A 16,775-nucleotide genomic window follows, 5' to 3' on the forward strand; every position below is an offset into this window, starting at 1 on the left:
AACTAATTCCAATTTTTGTAAATAATTATATCATTTATTCTTAAAAAAACATATTAATTTAATGTTAAGTAATTTTACAAAAAATAAAAAAGAGCAACTATACAGTTGCTCTAAAATTTTCAATATTGGTAGCGGAAATAGGACTTGAACCTACGACACACCGGGTATGAACCGATTGCTCTAGCCAGCTGAGCTATTCCGCCAAAATGGTTGCGGGAACAGGACTCGAACCTGTGACCTTCGGGTTATGAGCCCGACGAGCTACCAACTGCTCCATCCCGCAATATATGGTGCTGAAGACCGGACTCGAACCGGTACGGTATTTTAGTACCGCAGGATTTTAAGTCCTGTGCGTCTGCCAGTTTCGCCACTTCAGCCTATTAATTAATTTATTATTAACTACTCTATAAGTATATATTATTTTAAATTATATGTCAATACTTTTTAATATATTTTTTATCCAAAATTTCTCTTATTATATCCTCTTTGCTTAGAATCTTGATTCCTTTTAAAATCTTGCATTCTTTCTTCGCTATCTTTTAAATATTTAGATAAAATATCTTCAAAATTTGATGCACTACTCTTTTGATTAGAATTAACAGATCTTTCATTATTTTTCCTATGATTATTGTTACTTATATTTTGAATATTATCTTCAGCTTGTTTTAAAGATAAACTAATTTTACCAGAATTATCTATTGATAAAACCTTTACTTTAACATCTACTTTATCTTTTAAATATTCCTTTATATCTTTTATATATTTATTCGAAACCTCTGATATATGTACAAGCCCTATTTCTCCATTTATATCTACAAAAGCACCGAAGTTAGTTATGTTGACAACCTTTCCCTCGTATATGTTTCCTATGACTAAAGCCATATTAATTTTATTCCTCCTTAAAATACTTTAATATTCTACTTAACTATATTAATTATAGATTTTTCTCCATCAAATACATAACCCAGTCTATCTCTAACTAAAACCTCTAAGTATTCTTTAGTATTTGACAAATTTAATTCATCTTTTAATAATTGAATTTCCCGAGTTATATCCTCTAATTTATCTTGATATTTAATAAATTCAACTTCAACGTTATATCGATCAAAATCATTTTTAAATAGAGTGATTAAACTATAAATTAATATGACCAAAATCACAATATTCCTGATAAAAAAAATACGTTTCCTTTGTTTAACCAAAATAACCTCTTTGTAAATTAAATTTTCAATACATAAATATTTTAATACAATTTAGTTTTTTTTCAATATATTCTAATAATTTTTTTTATTTATAATTCTTAAAATAATATATATTAAATTTTTAAATACGTAGGCTATCATATCTAAAATAAAAAATACTAACTTACTAATTACATTATATATAAATATAGATATACATTTTATATAAAATATACTTCCTAAAAATATATAAAAATAAGTATAAAATGATAGTATAGCATACTGAGTATTCAACAAGAACGTAAATATAAGCAATCCCATAAATACCCAATATAATAAATCTAATATAATTTTAAAAATTTTATATTCTATGTTTTTAAATAAAATTCTATATACATCAAATCCAATTCCAAACATTATACCCGATATAAAACTATAAAATAAAATTGATATTTGCCTGTCCAATCCTATCATTTATTTTTACCTAATAGTTTTTTTACTAAGCTAAATTTACTCTTCTCACTTTTAACTTTCTTATCATCTAAATACCTACACTCGTTAATATTACCTGTTATGCTGATCTCTCCATTTTTTAAATCTAATTTACTAATTTTAAGATTATTTCCTATAATTTCTAATTTCTTTAAAACCGTATTTAAAGTCACTTTTTCATCATCAAAAGATAAAACTTCAAACACACCACTTATACTTATATTTCTTCTATTCTCAAGTAATATATTGCTCTTTTTTGTTAATTCTGTAGAATTATCTTTTTTATGTTCCATACTTACCTCCAACTAATATTCCTCATTAAATTAATATGAATATTAATTATCAAGTATTACATTAATAAGTTATATAATTCTATACATTTTTTCAGCCTCATCTTTTCTCACATGTTCTTTTATTTCTAAAATTTCCAACTTAAAATTCTTATTACCAAAAATAATCTCTAAAATATCTCCAACATTAACTTTAGATGAAGGTTTCGATAATTTACCATTTATAAAAACCTTATCTGAATCACATGCATCTTTCGCAACTGTTCTCCTCTTTATTATTCTTGTAACTTTTAAAAATTTATCTAACCTCATATTATACTCCTCCTATAAATAAAGATCCGAGAAAAACTCGGATCTTTATTTGTTAACTCTATCTTTAAATTCTTTGCCTGCTTTAAATACCGGAACCTTAGCTGCAGGAATCTTTATTGGTTCATTATTCTGAGGATTTCTGCCTTCTCTTTCAGCTCTCTCCCTAATTTCGAAAGTTCCAAAGCCTACTAATTGAACTTTATCTGCATTTTCTAACGCTTCAAAAACACTCTTTATAAATGCATTTAGAGCAGCTTCAGCATCTTTTTTACTAAGTTCACTCTTTTGTGCTATACTAGCAACTAATTCAGCTTTATTCAATCCTATATCCTCCTTAGATTTAAGTTATTAATCGATTATAGTATTATAACCGATTTAAACTACTATGTAATACTAAATTTATTTTTCTGTGTTAATGTTATCATAACTAAAAATATTATTCAACAATATTATTTTACCATTTCAAAGCTATAAAAAACCTACTTAATAGATGTAAATATAGTATTTAACTCCTTCATTTTAAACAAAAAAAGACTTAAGATATATACAACAAATCCAATCACAGAACATATCAAAATACTAAATAGCGTATTACCAAACATATCATAAAAATAATTAAACAATAATAATGCAATTACTATCATTAAAAGAGAAGAAAGTAGCGGTGTTATTATTATGTCCAAAATATTCAAATTTATATTTAATTTTTTCTTAATTACGCTAAAATTCAAATAACTCGTTAAAATATATGAAAATAACGTAGCTAAAACTGCTCCATATATGTTGAATTCAGAATTTCCAGTTAAAACTAAAGTCACTATAATTTTGATAACACATCCTATAAAAAGATTAATAACTGGTCTTATATAATTACTTGTACTTTGAAGTATAGATATAGACACCTGAGAAAAAATTATAAAAGGTATTCCAACTGATGCATATCTAAGTATATTATATCCATCTGTGTTATTTGGAAATATTACATTCATTATAGGGGCTGATAAAAAATACATTGATATAAAACAAGGAAAAGCTATATAACTTGATAATTTAAAACACATAACAACCTTATCCTTAAATTCATCCATCTTATTTAAAACAAAAATCCTGGATAATGTTGGTATCATAGATGTTCCTAAAGCAACCGCAAGTGCAAGAGGAACATTTATAAGAACAGAAACTTTACCTGTTAATTGTCCATATAATATAGTCGCCTCTTTATTAGTATATCCAGCATTTAACAGCATTTGAGGTACTAAAATCGAATCTATTAAAACCATTATTGTAGACACTGTAGCTCCAAGAGATAATGGTATTGCCATCTTTAATATTTTACCAACATATTTCTTACCACTTATCTTTTTTCTGTTTATACCTTTAAAATACTTTCCACTAAATTTTAAATATGTAATAAGAACAAATATCGTCGCAACAAATCCCCCTATAACAGCACCAAAAGATGCTCCTCCAGCTGCATAATGAATCCCTTTATCTAAAAGAAAATATGCAAAAGTTACTCCAACTAAAACCCTTATAACCTGTTCAATTATTTGAGAAATTCCAGTAGGAACCATATTTTCCATTCCTTGAAAAACTCCACGAAAAACCCCTAAAAGACAAACACTAATAGGTGCTATAGATATTCCAATAAAGCAAAGATAAACTTTACTATCCCATTTAAGTAAATTTATTATATAATCTGAAAACAATAATAATATAACACTTGTACCAAATCCTAAAAATATCATAATACTAAAAGATGCCTTTATTATACTTACTATAGACTCCTTATCTCCATATGCGGATCTTTCAGATACAAACTTTGAAACTGCAATAGGCATACCTGATACAATACCAATAAAAAACATATATAAAGGATAGGTCATTTGATAATAACCAATTCCTTCATCACCTATAAGCATAACAAGAGGCCATCTGAAAAATATACCTAAAAATTTCGCAATTATGCTGCTTATACTAAGTATAAGTGCTCCTTTTACTATCTTATTTTTCATAAATCCCCCAATCACTAAACAATTATATACTCAATTATTATTTAATAATATATAAAATATTACTAAACAAAAAAAATAAAAAAGCTATGAAATCATAGCTTCTCAATATGTAATATTTACTCCATTTGTTTCCCTAAAAATGATGCAGCTGTTTCAGCAAGTTTTTGTTCAACTATCCCAAGCTTATCTTCACCCTCTTTTGATAATATTATTACAGATCCTATAGTATCACCCTCCGCAATAATTGGTGATATTATTTGAGAAGAATATTTATTCTCTAAATTTTCATCACCACATAATGGCAAAAATTCTTCTGGGTTTGTTATGCATAACGTTTTTCTATTTTCTAAAACCTTCTCAAGCTCTGGGCTTATCTTCTTATCTAAATATTCCTTTTTGGATATTCCACAAACTGAAATAAACGCATCTTTATCAGATATTAATACTATATTCCCTATAGCTTGTTGAAGTGATTCTGCATACTCTTTAGAAAAATCACTCAATTCCTCTATTGGAGAATATTTCTTAAGTATAACTCCACCATCTCTATCTGTAAATATCTCAAGTGGGTCTCCTTCTCTTATTCTCAATGTTTTTCTTATTTCTTTAGGTATTACAACTCTACCCAAATCATCTATTCTTCTAACAATTCCTGTTGCTTTCATTAATTCTTTTCCTCCTCAATTCAAACATAACTTACTTGACATACTTATTATTTATCATTTTTGTTATTTTATACATAACATAGAAAAAAAGAGTAGTAATACTACTCTTTTTTGCCGGTTATATTCTCTCTATATATCTTCACATCATATTTTTCCTTAACTTTCGTAAATAAAGAATCTATTGTTTCATTTATTTTATCACTCTTTAACATATCTTCTATATTTTTAGAAACTCTATCTAAATCTTGAGTCCACTCCTCAGAATTAACATTCTCAACCTTTATAATATGATATCCAAATTGAGTCTTAACAGGTCCTCTGATTTCCCCTTCTTTCATATTCTTTACTTCATCCATAAAGTCTTTTACAAGTTGGGAATTATCGAACTCCTGATATCCTAAATATCCATCAACACTAGCACTTCCATCTTGACTATAAGTTTTTGCAAGCTTACCAAAATCTTCTCCATCATCTATCTTTGATAATACGGTATTAGCCGTATCCTCATCTGCTACAAATATATGATAAACATCAGCTCCTGCTCCCTTTACGAATTTACTCTTATTATCATCATAATACTTCTTTATTTCACTTGAAGATATTTTCAAATTATTAGTTTCTCTATTTACAAGTTCTTCTATTATAAGAGATATTTTGAGCTTACTTTTATAATCCTGTTCATCTTTAAATCTACTATTTATTATCGCTGTTTCAAACGCCTCATCACTTCCAAAAACGCTTCTCATATTTTCAAATTCTTCATCTACTTTTTCCTGTATACTACCATCATTAACAAGCGACTCATCCTCTGCATATTTAACTAATGCTTTTTGTTCTACATACTGTTCAATCAAATCTAAATATACATTTTTAAAATCTTCAGATTCCTTATAATTATCTCCATACTGAGATATAAATCCATTTTTAAGACCACTATAATATTCATCCACTTCCGTTTTAGTAATATCTTCTTTTTTGATTCTCGCAACAATATTTTGATCTTTTGGAGTGCCTCCACCACATGAAAATAAAAAACACATTGTTAATATTGGAGCTAAAACTAATGATGTAATCTTTCTAAATTTCATATTATAATTCCTCCTAAGATTATAGAAGCATTAAGATTTTATCTTAAGTTTCTTATCTTTAAATAAGTTCTCAGAAAACTCAGTTACAGCTTGATTTTTCTTTTCATATAATAATGTATTTTCTATTTCAGATTTTACAGATTCAAAATCAGTATATTGATCTTCACTTTTAATATCTGTAACTTTTATTATATGATATCCAAACTGAGTTTTAACGGGATCTGATATTTCCCCATCTTTCAAATTCTTTGCACCTGCTAAAAAATCGGCATCATAGTTTTTATTATCATACTCAACAAACCCTAAGCTTCCACCTGTTTGGCTAGTTGAATCCTTATTTAATTCCTTTGCTATATCCTCATATTTTTCACCATTATTAAGTCTTTCTTTAACTTTCAATGCCTCTTCTTCCGTATCAACTAAAATATGATACATGTTACCACCAGCACGTGTTATGTATTTAGTATCCTTGTTATCCTCATAATATTTTTTAACTTCATCTTCATTAACAGTAACATCTTTTATAACATCATCAACTAATGAATTTATCTTTATTATATCCCTTTGTTTATTTTTATAATCTTCCTCGTCTACATAAAAAGCTTGCTTTAAAGCTGTGTTAAATTGTTCTAAGTTTATTTTATGTCCATGTCCATCATCCACACCATTTTCTTCATCTATAAATAAAGTTTTAACTGAATGTACGGAATCTTCTATTTTGTTATTTATATCCTCTTCGGACATAAGCCCCCTTCTATCAAATTCCTCTATTAAAATAGAATTTTGGGCATAATTTTCAGTAAAAGCTACTAGTTGATCTTTCAAATATCCAGCATCATTTTTATAATTTTCTCCGTATTTTTCAACTAAAGCATCATGAAATCCCTTAAAATAATCTTCAACCTCCCCTCTAGTTATTTTTCTTCCCTCATAAGTTGCTAAAACTTCTTTCCTTATAGCTTCCTGTGTTTTTTCTACAGTACTACACGAAGACACAGAAAAAAGAATTAAGAATGATATGCAAACCTTATTTAATATTCTGTTAAATTTCATTTTAAAATATCCTCCAAATTATTAAGCTTTATTATTTTTTAACATCTTTTATTAATTTTTCTAACAATTTTATAAATTCATTAATTATAACACTCTTATCATTACAATTAATTTTATAATAAAAACAAGGATTATCTCCTAAATTAAAAATAACCTCATCTTGATAATTATTATATATAAGATTAAAATGATAATCAGTTAAGAACTTTTTATCAGCATACTCAAACAAAACTTTATCGCCTATTTCTTTTATTTGAGAAAAACCTAATTTCTTTCCTAAAGCCCTTATGTACGATATCTTTATTAAATTATCAATTTCAATAGGTATTGTAGAAAATCTATCCATAAGTTCTTCCCTTATATATGAAATATCTTTTTCATCTTCAATACACGATATTTTCTTATAAATTTCAAGTTTTTGCATTTCATCTTCTATGTAGTTATCTTTTATATACACATCTATCTTTATATCAACAACTGTATTTATTTCTTCATGTTTTACTTCTCCTTGAATCATCTTTATAGCATCTTCAAGCATCTTACAATAAAGATCATAACCAACAACACTCATCTGACCATGTTGAGATTCTCCAATCAAATTACCAGATCCTCTAATTTCCAAATCTTTCATAGCTACTTTAAATCCAGATCCAAGTTCTGTAAAATCCTTAAGTGTCTTTAATCTTTTTTCAGCAACTTCACTCAAGACCCTATCTTTTTTATAAGTTAAATAAGCATATGCAACTTTATTACTTCTACCAACTCTACCTCTTAACTGATATAACTGAGATAATCCAAATTTATCCGCATTATATATAATTATAGTGTTAGCATTTTTTATATCAATCCCTGTTTCAATTATAGTTGTACAAACAAGAAAATCTATCTCTTTATCTAAAAATTTTATTATAATATCCTCAATTTCTCTTTCTCCCATTTGCCCATGTATAACAGAAAACCTGCATTCAGGTATTAAATTTTGAAGATAAATATTCATCTTATCTATATTCTCAACACTATTATACAAGAAAAATCCTTGTCCACCTCTTGAAATTTCCTTCATAATAGCTCCCCTTATCAATTGATCACTATATTCTACAACAAAAGTTTGAACTGGATATCTATCCTCAGGCGGTGTGTCTATTACACTAATATCACGAACTCCAACCATAGACATATGGAGTGTTCTAGGTATTGGAGTCGCACTCAAACTAAGAACATCAATATTCTCTTTCATCTCTTTTATCTTTTCTTTATGTTTAACTCCAAATCTTTGTTCCTCATCTATTATCAAAAGTCCTAAATGCTTAAATTGAACATCCTTAGATAAAAGTCTATGAGTTCCTATAATTATATCAACCTCTCCAAGCTTTAATCTAGATAAGGTTTCCTTCTGTTGTTTACCCGTTCTAAATCTACTTAATACATCAACATTAAATGGAAATCCCTCAAACCTCTTTTTTATATTATTATAATGCTGTTCTACAAGAATAGTTGTTGGTACTAAAAATGCAACCTGCCTCTTATCAACCACAGCCTTAAACATTGCCCTAAGTGCAACCTCAGTTTTTCCATATCCAACATCTCCGCACAAAAGCCTATCCATAGGTTTATCCGATTCCATATCTTTTTTAATATCTTCTATGGCTAATAATTGATCCGGAGTTTCTTCATATGGAAATTCTTGTTCAAATTGAAATTGCCATGTACTATCTTTTGAATACGCATATCCTTTTAAAATATTTCTCTTCGCATATAACTTAACTAAATTATCTGCAATTTCATCAATAGATCTTCTAGTTTTTGTCTTTACCTTAACCCACTCGTTGCCACCTAATTTATTTAATTTTGGGCTTTTACCTTCAATTCCTATGTACTTTTGAACCAAATCAAGTTGTTCTATAGGAACATATAATTTATCTTTCTTTTCATACTCTATATCTAAATAATCTCTCTCAATTCCCTGAACATCTATTTTTTTAATACCTTTATATACTCCGATACCATGGTTCACATGAACTATATAATCTCCTGGCTTAAGGTCATAAAAACTTCGTATTTTAGTTACTCCTTTTTTTTGATGAAGAAAAACTCTTTTTATGTTTATTATGTTTCTCATATCCAAAAATTTCTTGATCAGATAAAACATATAAATTGAAATCTGAAAAGTCATATCCTTCATTTAAATAACCACCAGATATAAACACCTTTCCATTGCAAATATTATCTAATTCATTGCATAATGTAGATTCAATTTCATATTCAAGTAAGATTTCTTTTAATTTTTTACATCTAGATTCAGATGAAGATAGTATTATTACACAATAATCTTCACTAAGCTTGTTTTTTATTTCATTTAATATGACATTTATCCTACCATCCATCTTTACAATGTTCCTAGTTCTAAATTCAATAATATTATTTTTATTGTAATAATTAAATAAATTAAAAGATAGATTATTTATCTTTTCAAGTTTTAATATTAAATCTTCTTTATTTATAAGAAGATTAATTTGGTTCGGAAGAACCTCCCCTCTTAAAAGAAGCATATCAAAATTACTAATAAATCTTTCATATGAACTATCTAAACTTTCCATACATTTTTTATACTCATCTACAAGTACAATAGAGTCATTCATAAATTCAAAAAATTCACAAAGATATTTATGTAAATAAGGTACTATAATGTTATATTCATCATAAAAATTTCCTTCTTTAAGTTTATCTAATATGAAATTAAACTTAGAACCTAACTTTTCATCAACTTCTAAATCCTTTATACATGATATATGTTCTTTAAAATCCATCTCAAGATTTTCATAAAGTTTATATTTCTCTTCATCATTTAAAATAAATTCTTTACATTGTATAATATTAATATTTTGAACAGATTCAATGCTCATTTGAGTCGTTACATTAAAACTTTTTATATTCTCTATCATATCACCAAAAAATTCAATCCTATAAGCACAAGAATAATTTATTGGAAAAACATCTATTATTCCACCCCTAACAGCATATTGCCCCTTTTGCTCAACTTTTGACACTCTATCATATCCAAGGGAAAATATATCATTTATAAATTTTTCAAATTCATATTCCATATTTTTAAATATATAAACATCTAATTTAGTTATCCTATCAGTATTTCCCATATACAAGGAAACTAAACTCTCTATTGAAGTACATATTATTTTACTTTTATTTGAACATATTTCTCTCATCGCTATAATTCTATCAAACTTTAAATCACTCGAAAACGCCTCTACATTGTAAAAAACATTCTCTCTCTCCTGAAAATATACACAATCATTAGTATATACTTTTATATTATCATGCATATCTTTAGCTTCATAATTACTTGGTGATATTACAAAAATTTTCTTATCTATTTTTTTAAATATACCATATATTACACTAGCCTTAGTAGATCTAACGAGTCCACATACATCAATTTTTCTATTATTTTCTATTGAAAATAATATATTTTTGAATTTATCAGAATTAAAAATTCTATTATTAATCCCATCTAATTTCATAAAACACCGCCCATTACTTAATTGAACAAATTCATAGAATTAACTATTTCTCCATTTATAATCATCCTAACGCAAGTAGATATATCTTTATATTTATCATTTAAAATACACATCTCATCATATGTAAATTTAGATAACACATAGTCAGATAAATCAATATTTTTATTTTCTCCAATTCCTATCTTTATCCTCTTAAATTTATCTGTATTTATCTTATTAATTATATCTCTTATACCATTATGGCCGCCATGCGACCCTCTTTGCCTAACTCTAATCTTTGATATATCCAAATATATATCATCATATATAACAAGCAAATCCTCAACGTTTATTTTAAAATAATTCATGATTTCAAGTACAGCAGTTCCACTTAAATTCATAAAAGTTTTAGGTTTCATGCACATGATCTTTTTACCTAACACAACACCCATACCATAGTACGATGTATTATTTTCTTTATTTAACTCAATATTAAATTCATTACAAATTTTATCAAGCATCATAAATCCAACATTATGACGAGTATTATCATACTTGATACCAATATTCCCAAGTCCAACAATTAAAAACATTTAATAAAACTCCTCTAAATATCAAAATAAGGATGCAACTAATAAAATGGCTTAAGTTGCACCCTCTATAATATCTTGAATAATTTCTATAACATTCCCTGATGAAATATAGGTTGATTCATAATCAGATAATTTAAATTTTTCATTTAATAAGCAGCTACTTATACCAATTATTTCTCCATTTGTATTGCATATAGGTCCACCTGTATTCAAATAATTAATATGAAAATTACTTTTTATAAACTTAACCTCTTTATCCGAATTATCTTTATATAAATTTATCCCACTAACAATTCCAGGATAAATAGAATACGAATTAACTTTTCCTAAGGAATTACCTATAGAAATAACATTTAAACCGTATGATACTTCCGATAAATCCTCCTTAATATTTCCCTTAATATAATCATTACCATTTATTTTTAATAAACATATGTCATACTCCGCATTATAACCAACAACCTTTGCTTCTTTTATAAGTCCAAGAGCTGTCGGAAATTTAACATATATTTTATAAGCATCCTTAATAGCACTAAAGTTTGTTAATATGTACCCATCTTCAGAATATATAACTCCCGTTAAATTATTCTGAACTAAATCTTTATCATTCTTCACATAAGCACTTACGCTAACTATAGATTTGTTGACCTTATTTATAACGCTTACTATATTGTAATTATACTCACTCATAGAGTAATTGTATCGTAGATCTTCATGCACCTTTGATAAAAGTGTATTATATATAAAAATACTTCCTGTAATTAAAATAAAAAAGGAAATTATTGCATTTATTAAAATAACAATCAACATCCTATTAATATTCAGCATTCTTTTTTGCTTAAATATTATGTGCACCTTATCTTTACATAAATTTTCTCTATTAAACACAACAAACCCTACCTAAAATAAAAATTTAGAAAATTTAATAACATTAATTCGATAAATTCGATAACTGAAGTGTAAAAATAAAACTAACTCCTTGCTCCTTAACCCTATTTTCAACCCATATATCTTCTCTAAACTGAGATATTATATTTCTTACTATAGATAATCCAAGTCCACTACTTCCTCTTACAGTTCTAGACTTATCATTTTTATAAAATCTTATCCAAATATTATTAAATTCATCTTCACTCAAAAGCTTAGCTGTATTAAAAATATTAACCATAGCCTTATTATTCTTTATTTTTGTAGAAATATTTATTCGTTTTTTATGATCACAATATTTAATGGCATTAGCAATTAAATTATTCAAAACCTGAACAAGTCTGTCTTCATCAGCAACAACATTTATAGAACTTTGCTCAAAAAATACCTCCATGATTATATCATTTTGTTCTATTTCTTGCTCAAAATTCTTAACCGTATACTTTATAAGAGAATTTAACTCTATTATTCTAGGTCTTAATGTAAATTTACCAGACTCTATAGCATTTAAATCTAATAAATCATTTACAAGTCTAGATAATCTTTTAACTTCATCATATACAATAGTTAATTTTTCAATATGATTTTCAGGAGATATTATACCATCTAAAATACCACTTAAAAATCCTATAATAGTTGTAAGAGGGGTTCTTAATTCATGAGATACATTAGACAAAAATTCTCTTCTATTTGAATCAATCTTATCTAACGATTCCGCCATATAATTAAAGGAATTTGATAGTTCCCCAATTTCATCATTAGAATTTATAGATACTCGCTTGCACAGATCTCCTGACGCAAATCTTTTAGCTGTATTATTTATAATTTCTATAGGTTTAACCAATATTTTTCTCGATAATAAATAATAAATAATGCCAATAATACTTATTAAAAAAACATACAGAACAATCATAGTGATCTTTATATCATGCAACTTAGAAGATATATATCCATCGTCCAACATCAAAGTAATAGAACCTTTGTAAATATTTGAATTATACAAAGGTTTAATAAATTTATAAACTTTTTTTTGAATATCCTGGTCATATGCATTCGTCTTAGTTACCACATCTTTTTCATCGATATTTATTTGTTTACCAAGTAAATTTTTATGAGCCGAATTAGAAACTAAATAAACATATCCTATAGTATCTGATATAATCAAATCAACCCCTGAATATTTATTAAGTTTTTCAACATAATCCCACAAATATTTACTATTTTCAGCGGTTGAATTATTTATATACTCAAAAGCTAAATCGGATATTATATTTGACTGAACCTCTAGATTATCCATAGCCGAATTAATTAAAGATGATTTATAAAACGAATAAACCAAAAATGAAAATAACATAAAAACAATAGTTGTAACTGACAAAAAATAAAATAATATTTTATTAATAATACTATGTTTTGACATTATTTCACCTCAAATTTATATCCTACACCCCAAACTGTTTCTATTTGCCAATTCATTCCACCATTCAACTTTTCTCTAAGCCTTTTTATATGTACATCAACTGTCCTAGAATCCCCTGGATAATCATATCCCCAAACCTCACAAAGTAAATTTTCTCTAGTGAAAACCTTATTTCTGTTTGAAGCCAAATAATGTAATAATTCAAATTCCTTAGGTGGCATTTTTATATCATTACCCTTAAAAATAACTGTATACGAATTTATATCTATAATCAAATCTGTAAATAAAAGACTCTCTCTTATATAATTATCTGTATTAAATCTTCGCATCACAGCCTTTATTCTAGCTAACAACTCTTTTGGTTCAAATGGTTTAACCATATAATCATCCGCTCCAAGTTCTAGAGCTAAACATTTATCAAATAACTCACCTTTAGCTGTAAGCATTATTATAGGAACACTCGAATCTCTTCTAATCCATTTTAAAACCTCGGTGCCATCTAAAATAGGCATCATAATATCAAGTATTACTAAATTAGGTTTATAATCTGGAAAAATTTCTTGGACTTCTCTACCATCACTGCAAGACCTTATATCATAACCAGAGTTACCTAAATACATTTTTAAAACTTCTAATATGTTAACATCATCATCTACTATTAGAACCTTAACTGCATTTCCGTCCATCTTAACACTCCCTTATTTTGTGAACATTTTTATTGTAATATATTATAAATTTTATTATTTAAAACTCTTCTAACCGTAAACATATTTAAATTTGGTTAAATTCTATACTCTAAAAATAAAAATGCAACTAATCCTTCCTATAGTTTCCCATTTTTTTAAAAAAATATACTAATGAGTTAAAATTTACCAAACAAAGGACTTAAACTTCTACAATCATGTATTCTTCTTATAGCTTCTGCAAATATTGGAGCAACTGATAACATTTTAAATTTAACATTTTGTTCACACAAAGAAGATTGTGAAATAGTATTTAAAAACACTAGTTCTTTTATATCTGAATTATTTATCCTCTCTATCGCATCACCTGAAAACACCCCATGCGTACAACATGCATAAACTTCTTTTGTTCCAAGTTCCATTAACTTATTTGCTGCGTTAACAATAGTTCCAGCCGTATCTATCATATCATCAACTAATATAGCTATCTTATTTTTAACTTCTCCAATTACAGTTAAAACTTCCGAAATATTTTGAGCAGGTCTTCTTTTATCTATAATAGCCATCGGTATATCTCCACTTAACTTTTCAGCAAATCCACGAGCCCTCTTAACACTACCAACATCCGGAGAAACTATAACTAATTCTCCACCAAATTCTTTTTTATCATAGTACTTCGTAAGTACTGGTAATCCTAATAAATGATCAACCGGTATATTGAAATATCCCTGTATTTGAGGTGCATGTAAATCCATCGTAAGAACTCTATGTGCCCCAGCTACAGTTATAATATCTGCTACCAATTTAGCTGTTATTGGGTCTCTCGATTTAGCTTTTCTATCTTGACGAGCATACCCATAATAAGGTATAACTGCCGTAATCCTTCCTGCAGATGCTCTCTTTAACGCATCTATTATTATTAAAAGTTCCATTAAACTGTCATTTACCGTCATATCTTCTGTTGCACAAACAGATTGAACAACAAACACATCTTCTCCTCTAATTGTCTCGCTTATATCTACATTAATTTCTCCATCACTAAAATTTATAACTTTAGATTTTACAAGAGATGTATTTAAACACGTTGCTATATTTTTTGATAATTCATGATTCGAATTTCCCGCAATTATTTTTATGTTATTTATCTGCTCTATCATTTAAAAGTTTCCTCCAATTACTTTAATTTATTCGTTACCCAATTATCCTTATTAATCTGTTTACACCTACCAATAGCTAAACTATTTGATTTAACTTTCTCAGTAACAGTAGTTCCAGCAGCTACGTAAGAATTTTTTTCAATAACTACAGGTGCAATCAAATTTGAATTACAACCAATAAAACAATCATCACCTATAATAGTTTTATTTTTATCCTTACCATTATAATTTACAGTTATAGTAGAGCATCCTAAATTACATCTTTCTCCAACTTCAGAATCTCCAACATATGATAAATGTGAAATCTTTGTACTGTTTCCAATTACAGAATTTTTAATTTCTACAAAATCTCCAACTCTAACTTTATTACCTATAAAAGACCCAGGTCTAATATAAGCAAAAGGTCCTATATTAGTATTATTTCCTATCTTGGAATCTAAAATTATAGAGGCATCTATTACACAATTTTCACCAATATAACTATTGAATATTTTTGTATTTGGATATATTTCACTACCTTCTTTTATCAAAGTCTTTCCAGTAAGATACACATTTGGATGTATAATTACATCGCCCTCTATTTTAACATCAATATCTATGTAAGTAGAATTACTATCTATAATTGTAACTCCTTCTTCCATATGTTTATCATTTATCTGTAATCTTAAAATATTATTGGCAATTGAGAGTTGTTTTCTTGTATCAACACCCACAAGCTCATTTTCATCTATGCTAATACTTCCTACTTTTTTACCTTCATTGCTTAATATTTCAATTATATCGGTTAAATAAAACTCCCTTTGATTATTATCTTTATTAATTTTTCGTATACCACTTTTTAAGTCATCTATTTTAAAACAATATATGCTTGAATTAACTTCATTTATCATAAGTTCTAATTCTGAACAATCCCTAGCTTCTTTAATGCATTTAATCTTATTTCCTTTTCTAATTATTCTTCCATATCTTAACGGATTACTTACTTTAGATGTAATAATTGTAGATGAATTACCTTCGCTTACATGCTTTTCTATAAGTTTTTTGATGTTTTCTTCTTTTATAAGTGGCATATCGCAGGCAATAACTAAAATATTACCTAATTTGTTTCCCCAAAATTCTTCAGCACACAATACAGCATCAGCAGTCCCTATTTGATTTTCTTGCATAGAATAAGATACATTTTTATTGGTTATGGAATTGATTAAACTCTCCCTATATTCCCCAACAACTACGTTAATATCTTCTATTCCACACAACTCTAATTTACCTATTATTATGTTTATCATCTCTTTACCGCAAATTTTATGAGTACCTTTATGACGCCTAGACTTCATTCTGCTTCCTTTACCTGCCGCAAGAATTATAGCACAAATATTCATAA

16 protein-coding genes, 3 tRNA genes and 2 pseudogenes are annotated in these 16,775 nt (G+C 27.1%); all 21 read right to left on the reverse strand.

Features of this window, described 5'->3' with window-relative positions; translation table 11 throughout:
- Positions 1 to 126 precede the first annotated feature (126 nt).
- Positions 127 to 203, reverse strand: a tRNA-Met gene (locus RATSFB_RS06745).
- A 4-nt stretch (positions 204 to 207) separates the two neighbouring features.
- Positions 208 to 283, reverse strand: a tRNA-Met gene (locus RATSFB_RS06750).
- A gap of 5 nt (positions 284 to 288) precedes the next feature.
- Positions 289 to 377 (reverse strand) — tRNA-Leu (locus RATSFB_RS06755).
- A gap of 79 nt (positions 378 to 456) precedes the next feature.
- Entirely contained in the window at positions 457 to 882 is a 426-nt protein-coding gene (locus tag RATSFB_RS06760; protein WP_014095291.1) for a S1 RNA-binding domain-containing protein, read from the reverse strand.
- 35 nt (positions 883 to 917) lie between these two features.
- Positions 918 to 1,202: an FtsB family cell division protein gene (locus RATSFB_RS06765; protein WP_014095292.1), complete on the reverse strand. Its 285-nt coding sequence runs from the start codon at positions 1,200 to 1,202 to the stop codon at positions 918 to 920.
- A gap of 72 nt (positions 1,203 to 1,274) precedes the next feature.
- Complete coding sequence (gene yabQ / locus RATSFB_RS06770; RefSeq protein ID WP_014095293.1) at positions 1,275 to 1,655, reverse strand: spore cortex biosynthesis protein YabQ; 381 nt, start codon at positions 1,653 to 1,655, stop codon at positions 1,275 to 1,277.
- Entirely contained in the window at positions 1,652 to 1,966 is a 315-nt protein-coding gene (gene yabP / locus RATSFB_RS06775) for a sporulation protein YabP (protein WP_014095294.1), read from the reverse strand. Before yabP ends, yabQ begins: the two co-directional genes overlap by 4 nt.
- Positions 1,967 to 2,035: 69 nt before the next feature.
- Positions 2,036 to 2,275, reverse strand: a complete 240-nt coding sequence (locus RATSFB_RS06780; RefSeq protein ID WP_014095295.1) for an RNA-binding S4 domain-containing protein — start codon at positions 2,273 to 2,275, stop codon at positions 2,036 to 2,038.
- 45 nt (positions 2,276 to 2,320) lie between these two features.
- The gene (locus RATSFB_RS06785; RefSeq protein WP_005805082.1) at positions 2,321 to 2,596 is read right to left on the reverse strand and encodes an HU family DNA-binding protein; all 276 of its coding nucleotides are present in this window, start codon (positions 2,594 to 2,596) and stop codon (positions 2,321 to 2,323) included.
- Between the two features lie 158 nt (positions 2,597 to 2,754).
- Positions 2,755 to 4,290, reverse strand: coding sequence for a putative polysaccharide biosynthesis protein (locus RATSFB_RS06790; protein WP_014095296.1), 1,536 nt, complete (start codon positions 4,288 to 4,290; stop codon positions 2,755 to 2,757).
- A 116-nt stretch (positions 4,291 to 4,406) separates the two neighbouring features.
- Positions 4,407 to 4,955, reverse strand: a complete 549-nt coding sequence (gene spoVT / locus RATSFB_RS06795) for a stage V sporulation protein T (RefSeq protein ID WP_014095297.1) — start codon at positions 4,953 to 4,955, stop codon at positions 4,407 to 4,409.
- 101 nt (positions 4,956 to 5,056) lie between these two features.
- The gene (locus RATSFB_RS06800) at positions 5,057 to 6,043 is read right to left on the reverse strand and encodes a peptidyl-prolyl cis-trans isomerase (RefSeq protein WP_014095298.1); all 987 of its coding nucleotides are present in this window, start codon (positions 6,041 to 6,043) and stop codon (positions 5,057 to 5,059) included.
- A gap of 30 nt (positions 6,044 to 6,073) precedes the next feature.
- Entirely contained in the window at positions 6,074 to 7,096 is a 1,023-nt protein-coding gene (locus RATSFB_RS06805; protein WP_014095299.1) for a peptidyl-prolyl cis-trans isomerase, read from the reverse strand.
- Positions 7,097 to 7,127: 31 nt separating this feature from the next.
- Positions 7,128 to 9,270: pseudogene (gene mfd, locus RATSFB_RS07595) on the reverse strand (transcription-repair coupling factor); the annotation flags it as partial.
- A gap of 738 nt (positions 9,271 to 10,008) precedes the next feature.
- Positions 10,009 to 10,635: pseudogene (locus RATSFB_RS07600) on the reverse strand (transcription-repair coupling factor); the annotation flags it as partial.
- 17 nt (positions 10,636 to 10,652) lie between these two features.
- On the reverse strand, positions 10,653 to 11,207 hold the full coding sequence (pth, locus tag RATSFB_RS06815) for an aminoacyl-tRNA hydrolase (protein ID WP_014095300.1): 555 nt from the start codon (positions 11,205 to 11,207) through the stop codon (positions 10,653 to 10,655).
- Positions 11,208 to 11,258: 51 nt separating this feature from the next.
- Positions 11,259 to 12,095 carry a S1C family serine protease gene (locus tag RATSFB_RS06820; RefSeq protein WP_044035602.1) on the reverse strand — a complete coding sequence of 279 codons (837 nt, stop codon included), beginning with the start codon at positions 12,093 to 12,095 and terminating at the stop codon, positions 11,259 to 11,261.
- Between the two features lie 43 nt (positions 12,096 to 12,138).
- On the reverse strand, positions 12,139 to 13,554 hold the full coding sequence (locus RATSFB_RS06825) for a sensor histidine kinase (RefSeq protein WP_014095302.1): 1,416 nt from the start codon (positions 13,552 to 13,554) through the stop codon (positions 12,139 to 12,141).
- Positions 13,554 to 14,240: a response regulator transcription factor gene (locus RATSFB_RS06830; RefSeq protein ID WP_014095303.1), complete on the reverse strand. Its 687-nt coding sequence runs from the start codon at positions 14,238 to 14,240 to the stop codon at positions 13,554 to 13,556. Before RATSFB_RS06830 ends, RATSFB_RS06825 begins: the two co-directional genes overlap by 1 nt.
- A gap of 176 nt (positions 14,241 to 14,416) precedes the next feature.
- Positions 14,417 to 15,394 (reverse strand): ribose-phosphate pyrophosphokinase, encoded by a 978-nt coding sequence (locus tag RATSFB_RS06835; protein WP_014095304.1) that lies wholly within the window; start codon positions 15,392 to 15,394, stop codon positions 14,417 to 14,419.
- 17 nt (positions 15,395 to 15,411) lie between these two features.
- Positions 15,412 to 16,773, reverse strand: coding sequence for a bifunctional UDP-N-acetylglucosamine diphosphorylase/glucosamine-1-phosphate N-acetyltransferase GlmU (gene glmU / locus RATSFB_RS06840; protein WP_014095305.1), 1,362 nt, complete (start codon positions 16,771 to 16,773; stop codon positions 15,412 to 15,414).
- Positions 16,774 to 16,775: the final 2 nt, after the last annotated feature.

The organism is Candidatus Arthromitus sp. SFB-rat-Yit (assembly GCF_000283555.1).
In the GTDB taxonomy this organism is placed as follows: domain Bacteria; phylum Bacillota; class Clostridia; order Clostridiales; family Clostridiaceae; genus Dwaynesavagella.